Origin of the sequence: Streptomyces sp. 2A115, assembly GCF_052245575.1 — a bacterium.
In the GTDB taxonomy this organism is placed as follows: Bacteria; Actinomycetota; Actinomycetes; order Streptomycetales; family Streptomycetaceae; genus Streptomyces.
Window position 1 is genome coordinate 1 of record NZ_JBQQCG010000103.1, and the last position, 13,770, is coordinate 13,770.

Consider the following 13,770-nt stretch of genomic DNA (forward strand, 5'->3'; position numbering starts at 1 on the left):
GGGGGATGCGGGCCGGGCTGTGGGACGCACGGGGAGGGGGCGCGGCCGGGTGGTCGGTGCCCTTCGCGACACCGGAGGCGTCGGGGTCGTTGGCTGCGTCTGCGTCTGCGTCTGCGTCTGCGTCTGCGTCTGCGTCTGCGTCTGCGTCGGAGTCGTTGTCCGCGTCCGCGTCCGCGTCCGCGTCCGTGCCCGGCACGGCTTCGGCTTCCGTTTCCGGGAGGTCGCCGGTGCCCGCGTCCCGGTCTTCGGGTGCGTCTTCGCTACCCCGGCCCACGCGGTCGTCCGCTCCCTCCTGCACGCGGTCGTCCGCCCCTTCCTGCACCGCGTCCCCCCGCGCCGGTGAATCCGCCTCCACCACCGGCATCCGCAGCACGATCCCGCAGGGGCACCCGAGCTCCGGCCGCGGCCACTGGTCCATGCGCCCGCAGGCCTCGCAGCGCACCGTCACCCAGTCGTCGTCCCAGGTGTGGTGTGTGACGGACTCCAGGGGCGCACGCCGGTCGAGCACCGGCGTCACGGGCCGGCCGCACGCGCAGGGATACGACGGCGCCGCATAGACATGCTCGCGCCGACAGGCCGGACACCGTACCGGCACGCTCTCGGCCATGACCCCACTCCAGAAGACCCCATCGGAACAGCCCCTCCATCGTCCTCCGGAACCCCGCCCTCCGACAGCGAAACGGTCCGACGCCCCGGGATTCCCGGCGCCCTCGGTCCATACGTCCACTCTTGACGCCTTCCAGGCCCCCACCTACATTGCTTCCAGATAGTAGAAGTTAGTTTCCGTAATACGGAATTCAGCGCGGAATTTGAAGCTCACCGCGGGGCGCGACGGGAGCCCGAATCCGACGGCCGAAGCAGGAGTACGCAATGGCTCGTATGACCGCTGCCCGCGCGGCAGTTGAGATCCTCAAGCGTGAGGGCGTCACCGACGCGTTCGGTGTCCCGGGCGCGGCGATCAACCCGTTCTACGCGGCCCTCAAGGCGTCCGGTGGAGTCAGCCACACCCTCGCCCGCCACGTCGAGGGCGCCTCGCACATGGCGGAGGGGTACACCCGTACCGCTCCCGGCAACATCGGCGTCTGCATCGGTACGTCCGGCCCGGCCGGTACCGACATGATCACCGGCCTGTACTCCGCGACCGGCGACTCGATCCCGATCCTGTGCATCACCGGGCAGGCCCCGACCGCGGTGATCCACAAGGAGGACTTCCAGGCCGTCGACATCGCCTCGATCGCCAAGCCGGTGGCGAAAATGGCCGTCACCGTCCTGGAGGCCGCCCAGGTCCCGGGCGTTTTCCAGCAGGCCTTCCATCTGATGCGTTCCGCCCGCCCGGGCCCCGTCCTCATCGACCTCCCCGTCGACGTCCAACTGACGGAGATCGAGTTCGACCCGGAGACGTACGAGCCGCTGCCGGTCTACAAGCCGTCCGCGACCCGTGCCCAGGTCGAGAGGGCGATCGCGCTCCTGGGTGAGTCGGAGCGCCCGCTGATTGTCGCCGGTGGCGGCGTCATCAACGCCGATGCTTCCGTACTCCTCGTGGAATTCGCCGAGTTGACGGGCATTCCGGTCGTCCCGACCCTGATGGGCTGGGGCATCCTTCCGGACGACCACGAGCTGAACGCCGGCATGGTGGGCCTCCAGACCTCGCACCGCTACGGCAACGCGACCTTCCTGGAGTCCGACTTCGTCCTCGGCATCGGCAACCGCTGGGCCAACCGCCACACCGGCAAACTGGACGTCTACACGGCCGGCCGGAAGTTCGTGCACGTCGACATCGAGCCCACTCAGATCGGCAGGATCTTCGCCCCGGACTACGGGATCGCGTCCGACGCCAAGGCGGCGCTGGAGCTGTTCGTCGAGGTCGCCCGCGAACTCAAGGAACGGGGCGGCCTGCCGGACCGGTCCGCGTGGGCTCAGGCGGCCCAGGAGAAGAAGGCCACCCTCCAGCGTCGTACACACTTCGACGACATCCCCATCAAGCCGCAGCGCGTCTACGAGGAGATGAACAAGGCCTTCGGCCCGGAGACCCGGTACGTCACCACCATCGGCCTCTCGCAGATCGCCGGCGCCCAGATGCTGCACGTCTACCGGCCGCGCCACTGGATCAACTGCGGCCAGGCCGGCCCTCTTGGCTGGACCGTCCCGGCCGCGCTCGGCGTCGCCAAGGCCGACCCGGCGGCGCAGGTCGTCGCCCTCTCCGGCGACTACGACTTCCAGTTCATGATCGAGGAGCTGGCCGTCGGGGCCCAGCACCGGATCCCGTACGTCCATGTCCTGGTGAACAACTCCTACCTGGGTCTCATCCGCCAGGCTCAGCGAGCGTTCGACATCGACTTCCAGGTCAATCTGGAGTTCGAGAACCTCAACTCCCCTGAGCTCGGCGTCTACGGAGTCGACCACGTCAAGGTCGTCGAGGGTCTCGGCTGCAAGGCGATCCGCGTCACCGACCCGGGCGAGCTGCGCGCCGCCTTCGAGCAGGCCAAGAAGCTCGCCGCCGAGTTCCAGGTGCCCGTCGTGGTGGAGGCGATCCTGGAGCGCGTCACGAACATCTCGATGTCCACGACCAACGACATCGGCAACGTCGTGGAGTTCGAGGAGATCGCGACGGAGCCCGGCCACGCGCCCACGTCCATCAGGACCTTGAAGGTGTGACAGGCGAGGCATCGCGCAGGTACGCCTCCAGCTCGGCGGCTCCGGTCAGCATCGCCCGCCCGCGGGCGGACAGCCGACCGTGCCAGTCGCGCAGGGCGGCTTCCAGCGGCTCGAGCCCGCCGGCCGCGCGCACTTGGGCGATCAGCGGGGCGATCTGCTCCAGCAGGTAGCCGCCCCGCCTGAGCTGGTGGGCCAGCCGGGCGTCCCGTACGTCGGCCTCGTCGTAGACGCGGTACCCGGTCAGCGGGTCGCGGCGGGGGCGGACCAGCCCGGCGCGCTCCCATTTGCGGAGCGTCGCGGGCCGGATTCCGAGCTTCCCTGCCAGCGGCCCGATGAACGTGTCGCCGGGCCCGGACACCGCGACCGGCTCGGACCCGCCACCGGACTCGGGCGTTGCGGTGGGCGCCAGGTCGTGGAGGGCGCTCTCGACGGCCTGGAGGGTCCGCCGATCTTCGAGTAGCTGGGCGTGGCTCACGTCGATGAGGTGGAACGCCTCATCGACCGCGCCCTGGTTCACGGCACGCATGATCGCCGTCGCCGTCTGGTGGCCATGGCCGGGCAGCAGGGCGAGAAACGCGCGCAGGGCTCGCGTGTGCAGCGGAGTGTAGGTGCGGTAGCCGTGGGGTGTGCGATCGGCGGCCGGCAGGATGCCGGCCTCTTCGTAGTTCCTGATCGCCTGCGTGGACAGACTGTGCTCGCGCGCCAGGTCAATCGGCCGGAGTCGGTCCCCGCTTTGAAGGTTTCTCCCCATGGGCCCGCCAGTATCCCAACCAGTATCGCAGCAAAGTTTCAACCGAAGGTTCAACGATACCGTTGAAGGCATGGCTACTGACATCAAGGACCTCGTCCATGCCGTTGAGGCCGCCGCCGTCATGAAGCTGCTCCCGGCCCGGCCGCGGCTGCTCGCCCTGGGCGAGCCCACCCACGGCGAGGACACCCTGCTCGAGGTGCGCAACGAGCTCTTCCGGCAGCTCGTCGAGCAGGAGGGCTACCGGACGATCGCGATCGAGAGCGACTGCATGATGGGCCTGGTCGTGGACGACTACGTCACCTGGGGCACGGGCACCCTCGACGAGGTCATGGAGCACGGATTCAGCCACGGGTTCGGCGAGTCCGCGGCCAACCGCGAACTCGTGCGCTGGACAAGGGAGTACAACGACGGCCGTCCCACGTCCGAGCAGCTCCGCTTCGCCGGCTTCGACGGCCCGCTGGAGATGACCGGTGCCGCGAGCCCCCGGCAGGCCCTCACCGCACTCCACGGCTACCTCGCGGCCCAGGTGGACGCGGATCTGCTCCCCTGCACCGCGGAAACGCTCGACCGCCTGCTCGGCGCCGACGACCAGTGGACCGATCCCGCCGCGATGATGGACCCGGCCCAGTCCGTGGGCCAGTCGGCCGAGGCCAGGGAGCTGCGGTTGCTGGCCGACGATCTGGTGATGCTGCTCGACGCGCAGACGCCGCACCTGATCGCGGCGACCTCGCGGGACGACTGGGACCGGGCGCACCTGTACGGGCGCACCGCCACCGGCCTGCTGCGCTACCACTTCTGGATGGCCGACACCTCACCGGCCCGCATGACACGGCTGATCGGGCTGCGGGACTCGATGATGGCCGACAACCTCCTCGCCATCGCCGAACGGAACCCCGCCCTGGTCCACGCCCACAACAGCCATCTCCAGCGCGACAGGAGCACGATGCGCATGTGGGACCAGCCACTGCTGGAGTGGTGGAGCGCCGGCGCACTCGTGAACGCCCGCCTGGGCGAGGAATACGCCTTCGTGGCCACGGCCCTCGGCACGATTCGGCATCAGGGAGTGGACACCCCGCCACAGGACACCGTCGAAGGACTCCTCTACGCGCTCCCGGAGGACCGCTACGTCGTCGACGCCTCCCGGCTGGCCACTGCCCTCAGCGACACGCGGCCCGCCCCGCGCGTGTCCACCTGGTACGGCTACTCCGCACTCGACCCGGCCCACCTATCCGGAATCGACGGGATCGTGTTCGTCAAGGACGTCCCGCAGAGCTAGTGCCGCCATCAGCGGTGCGGGGCCCACCGCGCAGCGGCACGACCCCGTACGGCTCCTGCCGAAGCGTCGTACCGCTGCGCGGTGGATCCCGTGTTCCCCCGTGTTCCCCCGAATGAGGCCCGCCGCCCCCGTGCCGGCGGGCCTCATGTGCTGAGAATGTGCCCTGAACCACAGCGAGTTGAAGCCCTCGGGCCATGTTCAGAGGTTGATTTGAGGGTTCCGTAGCCGCCGTACGTCTGAATACGTACGTCGTACGTACCGCACGCACGCCGTCACTCGGCCGGGTGCTCCGACAGCCCGGGCCAGTCGTCGGGGCCGCCGCCCTGCCAGTCGATGATGTCGCTCTCCTGCACCTCGATCTCGTCCAGGTCCGCCAGGCGCAGGATCTCGACGACGTCGTCGAGGTGGTAGGCGAGTCCGAGGGTTTCACTGCCTGCGGTGACCCGGCGCGATCCGTCCAGCGCCGGGGGATGCACAACGATGCTCGGATTCTCCATGCTCCCAGGCTCGTGCCGCCGCGAGGAATCCGCACGTCGGAAGGGAGTGTCAGACCCGGCCCGCACGATCCCCCACGCCCGCCGTTCGCTCGCCGGCCCCGGGTCGTGACGAGAGCCGAGTACGGGTCGTGACGAGAGCCGAGTACGGGACCGTCCGTACTCGGCTCTCGTGATGTGGCCGGGACCGCGGCGGATGCGACGGAGCCGGGACGTCCCTTCCCTCAGGTCGAGAAGGGGGCCTCGGGACCTTCACCACCGCACTGGCTCGCACGCCGCCGCGGTCCCGCGCGGCGCCTGCCACGAGGGCTGACGCGGTCGGGGAATCGAGGAGGACCGGTCCTCGCGCAGGGGTTGGGTTCCGGGCGGCGCCGCCGCTCGGGCGCGACAGGACAAGTGTCAGCGGCGGCGCCGCCCGGAGGTTTGAGGATTGTGCGGGCCCGGCCGGGGTTCGGACCATTCAGGCCCAGGCTTTTCGGGCCCTGGATCAGAGCTGTGCGCCGGAGAGGCGCTCGACCGAGCGCAGCAGCGCGGAATGGTCCAGGCCGCCGTCGCCCTGCGTACGCAGCGAGGCGACGAGCTGGGCGACCACGGCGCCGACCGGTAGCGCGGCGCCGACATTGCGCGCGGCGTCCGTGACGATGCCCATGTCCTTGTGGTGCAGGTCGATACGGAAGCCCGGCTTGAAGTCGCGGTTCAGGAAGTTGTCCTTCTTGCGCGTCAGCACGGTGGAGCCGGCGAGGCCGCCGTTGAGGACGTCGAGGGCCGCCTTCAGGTCGACACCGGACTTCTCCAGGAAGACCACGGCCTCGGCGCACGCCTGGATGTTCACGGCGACGATCAGCTGGTTCGCGGCCTTCACGGTCTGGCCGGAGCCGTGCGGACCGCACAGCACGATGGTCTTGCCGAGGGCCTCGAAGATCGGCTCGGCCTCGTCGAAGTCGGCCTGTTCGCCGCCGACCATGATGGACAGCACGGCCTCGACGGCCCCGGCCTCGCCACCGGACACGGGCGCGTCCAGGACACGTATGCCCTTCGCCGCCGCGGCCTTCGCCAGGTCCACGGAGGTCTGCGGGGTGATGGAGGACATGTCGATCAGGAGGGCGCCGGACCTGGCGTTCTCGAGGATGCCGTCGGGGCCGTACGCGATGGCCTCGACCTGCGGAGACGCGGGCACCATCGTGACCACCACGTCGGCGTTCCGCACGGCCTCGGCGATCGAGCCCGCCGCGGTGCCGCCCGCGGCGGCCAGCCGGTCCAGCTTGTCCCGCTCCAGTGTGAATCCGGTGACGTCGTACCCGGCCTTGATCAGGTTCTCCGACATGGGGGAGCCCATGATGCCGAGACCGATCCAGGCGACCTTGGGGAGATTACTCATGGGGTGCCTTTCTGACTGCGACTACTGCGATACGTCCGTGAGTTGCGGCGCACTGCCGTCAGTGCGCCGCGCGAGCCTCGCGCGGCAGCCAGTCGAAGGCCTCCGCGCTGGGGCGGTCGCCCGGCTTGTACTCCAGGCCGACCCAGCCGTCGTAGCCGGCCTTCTTCAGGCGGCCGAGGAGTTCCTCCAGGGGGAGGGAGCCGGTGCCGGGGGCGCCGCGGCCCGGATTGTCGGCGATCTGGACGTGGCCGGTCTTCGCGGCGTACTGCTCGATCACTGACGGCAGGTCCTCGCCGTTCATGGACAGGTGGTACAGGTCCATCAGGAACTTGGCGTTGCCCAGACCGGTCGCCTCGTTGACCTTGTCGACGACGGCGACGCCGGCCGGGGCGGTCACCAGCGGGTAGCGCGGGGACTCCGGCTTGTTGAGGGTCTCGATCAAGAGGACCGCACCGATGCGGTCGGCCGCGCGGGCCGCCAACACCAGGTTCGCCAGGGCGAGTTCATCCTGCTCGGCCGGATCCACTCCCTCGACACGGTTGCCGTACAGGGCGTTCAGGGCCCCGCAGCCCAGCGACTGCGCGAAGTCCGCCGCCACGTCGATGTTCGCGCGGAACCGCTCGGACTCCGCACCGGGAATCGACAGCGCGCCCCGGTCGGGGCCCGGCAGCTGCCCGGCGTAGAAGTTCAGGCCCGTCAGCTGGACGCCCGCGCCCTCGATCGCCTTCTTCAGGGCGTCGAGCCCGGACCGCTCGGGGGTGGGGGAGTCGACCCAGGGCCACCACAGCTCGACCGCCGTGAAGCCCGCCGCGGCGGCGGCCGCGGGCCGCTCCAGGAGCGGGAACTCCGTGAAGAGGATCGACAGGTTGACGTTGAAGCGCTGGGCCGCGGCTGCGTCCATCGAGAAACCCGGCATGGGCGTCGGTCGCTCCCTTCCATAATCGATATTCCATATTGTGGAAGTTTGTTTCTGCTTAATGGAAGATTGCCGTCTCGTGTCTTGGCTTGTCAAGAGGTGGAAACGCCGAAGCCCGGCGACGGGCGCGAAGAGGCTTGTGTCGCCGGGCTCGGAGGACGGATGCGAATCTCTCAGGCGGAGGGCTGCTCGGCCGCCGCCTGGAAGTCCAGCCACTCATCGTTGGGTTTGTAGGCGCGCAGGTCGGTGCGGCCGATCTGCGCCTCCTCCCAGCGCTGTACCAAGCCGACGGCCGGCTCGACGGGCTGTGGACCCAGGGAGGCCCACAGGGTGTACTGGTGCCGCGGTTCCGGCTCGGCGAGCCGGAACCGGTCCAGCTCCGCCCAGGGGAACTCGCCGGCCAGCGCCGCCATCCGGGAGGCGAGGCTCAGCGCCGCAGGCGTGTCCAGGCCGGAGTTCGTCCACGCACAGGCGATGAGCCGGTCCTGCTCCACGGACCAAGGCTGCTCGGCGTTCATGGCGGCTTCCCGCACCGCGGGGACGGACAGCAGAAAGTCCGCGAACTCGGGATCCAGGGTTCGGTCGGCCCCCTTCCGTCCCTCCCCGAACAGGTGGGCGGCAGCCACGTACGGCAGCGGCATGGGCAGGGTGACGACGCACACGGTCAGGTAGTCCTTCGACGCCTCGGCGGCCCGGCCGTACCGGCAGCGCTTCTTCAGCTCCGCCACGTCTTCGTAGTTGATCACCTCCAGGTCGAACACGGTGACGTGGAAGTCGCTGAGCCGCATCCGCAGCACGCCCTCCGCCACGAGGTCGGCCGCGTGCCGGGCGATGACCTGGTTCTCCTCCGTCAAGTGGTCCGTGACCTCCTGTGGGATACGGCCGAAGCCCTCGGCCAGTTCGGCGGAGGAGTCCTCGAACTCGTAGCCCTCGCGCTGTGCGCGGAGCATCCGGTCCGCCATCGAGGCGGCATGCGACTTGCGGGACCGGGCGCGGTCCCGCTCGACCTCACGCAGCTGCTTCTGCCCGGCGTGGACGCCGTAGAACAGGAGCCCCGCGATCCACAGGACGAAGAAGACGCCCAGGGCGGCACCGCCGAAAGCGGCGGGCACCGCGAGGAACGCCGCCAGCGAGACCACCGTCGCGATGGTGGCGAGCGGTTGGCGAGCGAGTGCGTGCGGGGGGAGGGGGGTTCGATCCATGCTGTCCTTCTCGTGCCTTGTCTTGTCTTGTCTTGCCGGTCGGGATCAGGCGCCGGTGTGCACGTGCGACGCCCACAGGGACGGGGTGCGGGGCAGAGCGCCGCGCAGCTGCCGTATCGCCGCGTGCAGGGCGTAGGGCGCGCGGGCGGGGTCGGGGGCGGCGCCGGGGCCTGGCCGGAGGGCGGTGTAGAAGGCCTCCGCGAAGTCGACGGCGGTGTCGTCGACGACCGGCCACAGCGTGCCGACGACATGCCGGAACCCGGACAGCTGGAAGGCCGACGTCAGATGGATGGCCTCGTCGAAGAGCAGGCCGTCGTAGGAGACGGCGGTCTCGCAGGCCGACAGGTAGGCGAGCAGCGCGTGGTCGAGCCGTACGGAGGCGAGCTCGCCGACGGTGAGCGGGGCCTCGGCGTGGTCGTGCAGGAGCAGTTGGTGGCGTGACGGGTCCTCGCCGCTGCTGTCGCCGTGGCAGGCGAAGTGGGCGACCGGGCAGCCGGGCAGAAGGCGCAGGACGTCGTCCCGCGTCGGCGGTCTCTCCGGGGCGAGCAGGATCACCGGCTCGGCCATGTGCTCCTCGAACACCTCGACCTCGTCCGCCGCGAAGTCGAGCGGGGGCTGGCCGGGGGTGGTGGGCATGGCGACGACCAGGGGCCGGCCGGTGGCAGGGGCGTGCGGCAGCGGGCGGCGGGCGTGGCGCAGGGCGCGGACGGTCGGCGTGTAGGAGGAGACGACCCGGTCCAGGACCGCCCGGTCCGAGCCGTCGTGGTGGCCGGCGGCATGGATCGGGAGCCAGCTGAGCGGTCCGCAGGGCACCCACCACACGCGCGGGTACACGCCGTTCGCGGGCGAGCGGTCGTACCCGAGCGCGGTGAGGACCGGCTCGGCGACGACGTCCCACAGCCAGGCCAGGATCGCGGACAGCGTGTCCTGGGCCGACATCCGCACGTCCGGGTCGGCGTCCGTCGCGTTGCGGGCGGCGGCCTGGCAGCCGACGGCCATGTCCGTCGCGGTCTCCAGGGTGAGCCCGGGCAGCGGCACGGCGGTGACGCCGGTGCGCGTGACGAGCAGGGCGTCACCGCGTGCGCTGGTGACGTTGAGGACGACGACGGGGCCCTGCTCGGCCTCCGCGAGGAGCTCTTCGACGCTGGGCGGCAGCCCGAAGGCGCCGAATCCCCGCTGCGCGCGGATCTGTTCGAGTACGGCGGTGAGGTCGGCGGCGAGCCGGTGCCGGTCACCCGCGACGAGTTCCCCGTCGGGACTGATCCCCGTGATGCCCCCCATCAGCGCGTCCGACCCGTCGTCGGGCCGGTCCAGGAGGTCGCGCAACTCCTCGAAGCGGGCGGCGAGTTGCGGGTGCCGTTCACGCAGCGGCGCGAGATCGCCCCAGGCGTCGAGTGCCTGTCCCATCAGCACACCCCGGCCCGTCTCCAGGAACCGCAGGGCGCGCACCGCGCGTGCCTCGGGAGGCCGGGCGGGATCGCCCAGCGTCCTGGCGGCGACGTTGGACGCCAGTCCGGCGAACCGGCCGAGCGCGTGCTGCTGGTCGCCACGGCGTAGTTGGCGCGGGGCGACCTGGGGGAGGAGGGCGACGGTGGATTCGAAGAAGTCGGCGGCGCGTGCCGGGTCGGAGCCGCCCACCAACTGTCCCGCCTGCATCGCCGCCATGATGCGTGCCATGGGGGACAGCGACGGATTCGACGCGGGTTGTGCGATCAGCCGTACGGCCTCCGCCAGGTCGGCGTGGTCGCCGTCGCGTTCGAAGCGGGCGTGCAGGGCGTCTCCCAGCAGGAGGAGGACGATCGGCTGTTCCAACCGGTCGGGCCCGAGGCCGTCGCATGCCTCCCACAGGATCGCGACCGCTTCGTCCAGATCGGCGGCCGAGCCGTGGAGCTGGTGGCGCTGGAGCAGCGCGTGGCCGAGCCCGCAGAGGATCCACGGCCGACGAGCACTGCGTACGGGTACCGCGGCGACCGCCTCACGGGCGATGTCCACCGCCGCGTCGGCGTCGGCGGGCTCTCTCGTCGCCTCGGACCGCAGCCGCAGGGCGTTGCTCAAGTTGGAGAGGAACAGGTACCGCAGTGGATGGCCGGGCGAGGCCGCCTCGGCCGCCGCCGCGAAGACGTCGATCGCCTCGTCCAGGTCCGCTCTCGACTCCCGGTGGGCGTACCGGGCCTGGAGGAACGCCCCGAGGCCGCTCAGGAGCTGGGAACGGCTGTAGTGCGCGGGTCCGGTCGCCTCCACCGCCGTGCGCTGGGCGCCGATCGCGGCGTCCAGGTCCGCTCCGTCCTGGCTGCGCCCGAAGCGCGACACGAGTGCGAGAGCCAGGTTGGCGAGGAGGGTCGGCCGAGAGGCGTGACCCGGCGCCGGCGCCCGGAGCGCCGTACGGAGCGAGGCGATCCCCGCGTCGAGGTCGGACATCGACGTGGTCTGCCCATAGTGGGTGAGCAGCGCGGTGGCACCGGCGTTGAGTTGCTCGGTCCACTCCGCCGGAGCGATGTCCGGCCCCGCCTCGACCAAGCGTCTGCCGAGTCCGACGGCTTCGGCCAGATCATCGGGGTCTCCGGTGTGGTCGAACCGCATCCGGAGGGCGTTCACCAGGAGGCCGCGGCACTTCGCGTGCCCGGGGTGTCCGACAGGCAGGGTCGCCAGGGCCTCTCGGACCGAGGCCACCGCCTCGTCCAGGTCCGCCGACCGCAGCCCCGGCCGGTGGAGGGCGACGTAGCGAATGACGGCCAGGTTCGTCAGGCACCTCGCCCGGAGGGGCGAGCCGACGGGGGCGGCGGAGAGGGCCGCGCGGAGGAAGGTGACCGCCTGGTCCAGGTCCCGCTCGTTCCCCAACTGCTCGAATCGTGTGCACAGAGCTCCGCCCAGGGAGTCCAAGTACTGGGCGCGGCCCGTATGCCCCTCCGGCGTGACGTCGACAGCCCTCCACAGGGCGTCGACCGCCTCGTCCAGGTCGGCCGGGTCCCCGGCGAGGGTGTGGCGCAGTTGCAGCGCCTCGCCCAGGTTGTTCAGGGCGAGCCCCGGGCCCATGGGATCGGCCGGTACGGTCCGGGTGGACTCGCGAAGGACCGCGATGGCGTCGTCGAGGTCTGCCGGATCCTGGTGGCGATGGAACCGCGTGCTCAGAAGCGCGCCCAGGTCACAGAGGAACCGGGCCCGTTGGAGATGGTCGTGGGGGAGTCGTGCCGTGGCCTCCCGTATCAGGTCGACGGCCAGTTCCAGGTCCTCTGTGGCACCTTCACACCGGTGCCGCTCGGCGAGCGAGGACGCCAGGTTGGCGAGTCCCATGCACCGGTCCGGATCGGCCTCCGGGGCCGCCTTGACCGACTGGCGTGCGATGGTGAGCGCCGCGTCGAGGTCCGCCGGCGAACCGGTCTGCTGGTAGCGGAGCATGAACGCCTGGCTCAGATTGGCGAGGTAGAGGTGCCGCCGGGGATCGCGGGCCGGGACGATGCCCAGGATGCGTCCCCACGTCTCGACGACGGTCTCGTGCTCGGCCGGGTCGTACGAGGCGACCAGACGCAGCTGGCGACCGATGACGAGGGGCGCCACCGTCGCGGCGACGTCGGAGGCCACCTCGGGCGGGATGTCGTCCAGGCCGGCCAGGAAGCCGACCGCGTACACGTCCACCGGGACGTCGGCCCCCGCACGCAGGCGGGTGGCGGTCTCCTCCAGCGCCCCCGCACCCCCGGTCTGCCCGTACCTGATCAGAAGGGTTCCGGCCAGGTTGCGCAGCCGCACCGAGCGGTTCGGGTCGTCCGGCGGGGTCATCTCCCACGCCTGCCGGACGATGGTGATCGCCTGGTCGAGATCGGCCGGATCCCCCCTGCGCCCGAACCGGTCCCGCAACGTCAGCCCGAGGTTGGACAGACACAGCGCGTGGTGCGGGGAACCGGAGGGCGCGGCGTCCGCCGCCGCCCGGATGGTGTCGATGGCGGCGTCCAGGTCGGTGAGCTCTCCCGTCAGCCGGTGGCGGGACCACAGCGCACCCGCCAGGCCGCTCAACCGCATCGACAGGTCGGGGTCGTCCGCGGGCGTCGTGTCGACCGCCTCGCGGTGGGCGTCCAGCGCGGCGGTCACGTCCTCCTCCGACGGCCTCCGTTCGAACCTGGTGTGGAGGGCGACACCCAGATTCGCGAGCCGCTGCGGGCGGCCGGGATGACCGGCGGGCGTGGCGGCCAGAATCCGCCGGTACTGCTCCACCACGGTGTCCAGGAGGACCGGGTCGATCGAGGAAAGGGCCTGCTTCAGCAGAGCGATGGCGGCCGGTTCGGCGGCTGAGGCGATCCCGGACAGGAACTGGGCGGGAAGGTCGTCGACGCCCGCCAGCAGAGCCCCCGCGAAGCCGTCCGCCATCGTCTCCACGAGGGAGTCGTCAAGTCGCTCCGGCCCGCCGAGCAGAAGCAGCCAGCCGAGCCGGTAGCCGACTTCGGTGTCCTGGCGGCCCGCGGCCACCAGCCCGAGCAGCGCCCGTACGTCGGCCTGCGCCTCCGGCGTCCACAGGAGCGAGGTGTCTCCGGTGGCCTTGACTCCGCGTAATCGCGTCCGTGCGGCGGCGAGCAGCGCGTCCCGCTCCGCCTCCCGTTCCATGGTCATGCCTGCGGACAGTAGAGGAAGCGCCGTATGCCGACGCGCAGTTGGCCTACCGTACTCAGCATCGTCACACCGCACCCCGCACGGCCCGACCGGAGAAACAATGACCGACCGCCCCGATCGGAATGCCCGGCGCACGTCCGAGGCGCTGATCTACTTCTTCACCCATGTGGAGGACCTCCGTAGTCAACTGCGCGGGCACGAGTCGCGGGAAGCCGTCGACGGGCTGCTGACCGCCGTACGCGACGACGGCGACGTCGACGCGGCGGCCAAGCGGCTGAACGAGCGCATCCGGGCCGAGGGCGACGCGCTGGGTCTGTACGGCCGTACCCGCGCGATCGGCGCACAGCTCGCCGGTATCGGTGACGCCGGGCGCGAACAGGGGATCTATCTGTGCCCCCACCGCCGCTGCCTGCGCCACCACTGGGCCGACGAGACCGCCGACTCTCCGCCCGCCTGCGACCTCGACGGCACCCCGCTGCGGCTCAAGCGGCTGTGACCC

9 protein-coding genes and 1 pseudogene are annotated in these 13,770 nt (G+C 70.9%); 3 read left to right on the plus strand and 7 right to left on the minus strand.

Annotated features, from left to right (window positions below):
- A pseudogene (locus tag ACTWQR_RS48555) lies at positions 1-607 on the minus strand (hypothetical protein); the annotation flags it as partial.
- Positions 608-870: 263 nt separating this feature from the next.
- Between ACTWQR_RS48555 and gcl the strand changes: the two are divergent.
- Positions 871-2,655, plus strand: coding sequence for a glyoxylate carboligase (gene gcl, locus ACTWQR_RS48560; RefSeq protein ID WP_443233746.1), 1,785 nt, complete (start codon positions 871-873; stop codon positions 2,653-2,655).
- Here the strand turns inward: gcl and ACTWQR_RS48565 are convergent.
- Complete coding sequence (locus tag ACTWQR_RS48565; protein ID WP_443233747.1) at positions 2,636-3,406, minus strand: TioE family transcriptional regulator; 771 nt, start codon at positions 3,404-3,406, stop codon at positions 2,636-2,638. The two genes, gcl and ACTWQR_RS48565, sit on opposite strands and share 20 nt — an antisense overlap.
- A 70-nt stretch (positions 3,407-3,476) precedes the next feature.
- Between ACTWQR_RS48565 and ACTWQR_RS48570 the strand changes: the two genes are divergently transcribed.
- Entirely contained in the window at positions 3,477-4,682 is a 1,206-nt protein-coding gene (locus ACTWQR_RS48570) for an erythromycin esterase family protein (protein WP_443233748.1), read from the plus strand.
- Between the two features lie 272 nt (positions 4,683-4,954).
- Here the strand turns inward: ACTWQR_RS48570 and ACTWQR_RS48575 are convergent, their stop codons facing one another.
- The 5 genes from ACTWQR_RS48575 to ACTWQR_RS48595 form a co-directional block, all read right to left on the minus strand.
- Positions 4,955-5,179, minus strand: a complete 225-nt coding sequence (locus tag ACTWQR_RS48575) for a hypothetical protein (RefSeq protein WP_443233749.1) — start codon at positions 5,177-5,179, stop codon at positions 4,955-4,957.
- 484 nt (positions 5,180-5,663) lie between these two features.
- Entirely contained in the window at positions 5,664-6,554 is an 891-nt protein-coding gene (locus ACTWQR_RS48580; protein WP_443233750.1) for a 2-hydroxy-3-oxopropionate reductase, read from the minus strand.
- Between the two features lie 58 nt (positions 6,555-6,612).
- Complete coding sequence (locus ACTWQR_RS48585) at positions 6,613-7,470, minus strand: TIM barrel protein (protein ID WP_443233751.1); 858 nt, start codon at positions 7,468-7,470, stop codon at positions 6,613-6,615.
- Positions 7,471-7,643: 173 nt separating this feature from the next.
- Complete coding sequence (locus ACTWQR_RS48590) at positions 7,644-8,672, minus strand: hypothetical protein (protein WP_443233752.1); 1,029 nt, start codon at positions 8,670-8,672, stop codon at positions 7,644-7,646.
- A gap of 45 nt (positions 8,673-8,717) precedes the next feature.
- The gene (locus ACTWQR_RS48595; protein WP_443233753.1) at positions 8,718-13,271 is read right to left on the minus strand and encodes a CHAT domain-containing protein; all 4,554 of its coding nucleotides are present in this window, start codon (positions 13,269-13,271) and stop codon (positions 8,718-8,720) included.
- A gap of 100 nt (positions 13,272-13,371) precedes the next feature.
- Here ACTWQR_RS48595 and ACTWQR_RS48600 point away from each other — a divergent pair, with 100 nt between their 5' ends.
- Positions 13,372-13,767 (plus strand): hypothetical protein, encoded by a 396-nt coding sequence (locus ACTWQR_RS48600; RefSeq protein ID WP_443233754.1) that lies wholly within the window; start codon positions 13,372-13,374, stop codon positions 13,765-13,767.
- Positions 13,768-13,770: the final 3 nt, after the last annotated feature.

What these genes read in the sequence shown, in the direction of transcription:
- gcl (WP_443233746.1), top strand. Translation starts at nt 871, where the DNA reads ATGGCTCGTATGACCGCTGCCCGCGCGGCAGTTGAGATCCTCAAGCGT.
- ACTWQR_RS48565 (WP_443233747.1), bottom strand. Translation starts at nt 3,406, where the DNA reads ATGGGGAGAAACCTTCAAAGCGGGGACCGACTCCGGCCGATTGACCTG.
- ACTWQR_RS48570 (WP_443233748.1), top strand. Translation starts at nt 3,477, where the DNA reads ATGGCTACTGACATCAAGGACCTCGTCCATGCCGTTGAGGCCGCCGCC.
- ACTWQR_RS48575 (WP_443233749.1), bottom strand. Translation starts at nt 5,179, where the DNA reads ATGGAGAATCCGAGCATCGTTGTGCATCCCCCGGCGCTGGACGGATCG.
- ACTWQR_RS48580 (WP_443233750.1), bottom strand. Translation starts at nt 6,554, where the DNA reads ATGAGTAATCTCCCCAAGGTCGCCTGGATCGGTCTCGGCATCATGGGC.
- ACTWQR_RS48585 (WP_443233751.1), bottom strand. Translation starts at nt 7,470, where the DNA reads ATGCCGGGTTTCTCGATGGACGCAGCCGCGGCCCAGCGCTTCAACGTC.
- ACTWQR_RS48590 (WP_443233752.1), bottom strand. Translation starts at nt 8,672, where the DNA reads ATGGATCGAACCCCCCTCCCCCCGCACGCACTCGCTCGCCAACCGCTC.
- ACTWQR_RS48595 (WP_443233753.1), bottom strand. Translation starts at nt 13,271, where the DNA reads ATGACCATGGAACGGGAGGCGGAGCGGGACGCGCTGCTCGCCGCCGCA.
- ACTWQR_RS48600 (WP_443233754.1), top strand. Translation starts at nt 13,372, where the DNA reads ATGACCGACCGCCCCGATCGGAATGCCCGGCGCACGTCCGAGGCGCTG.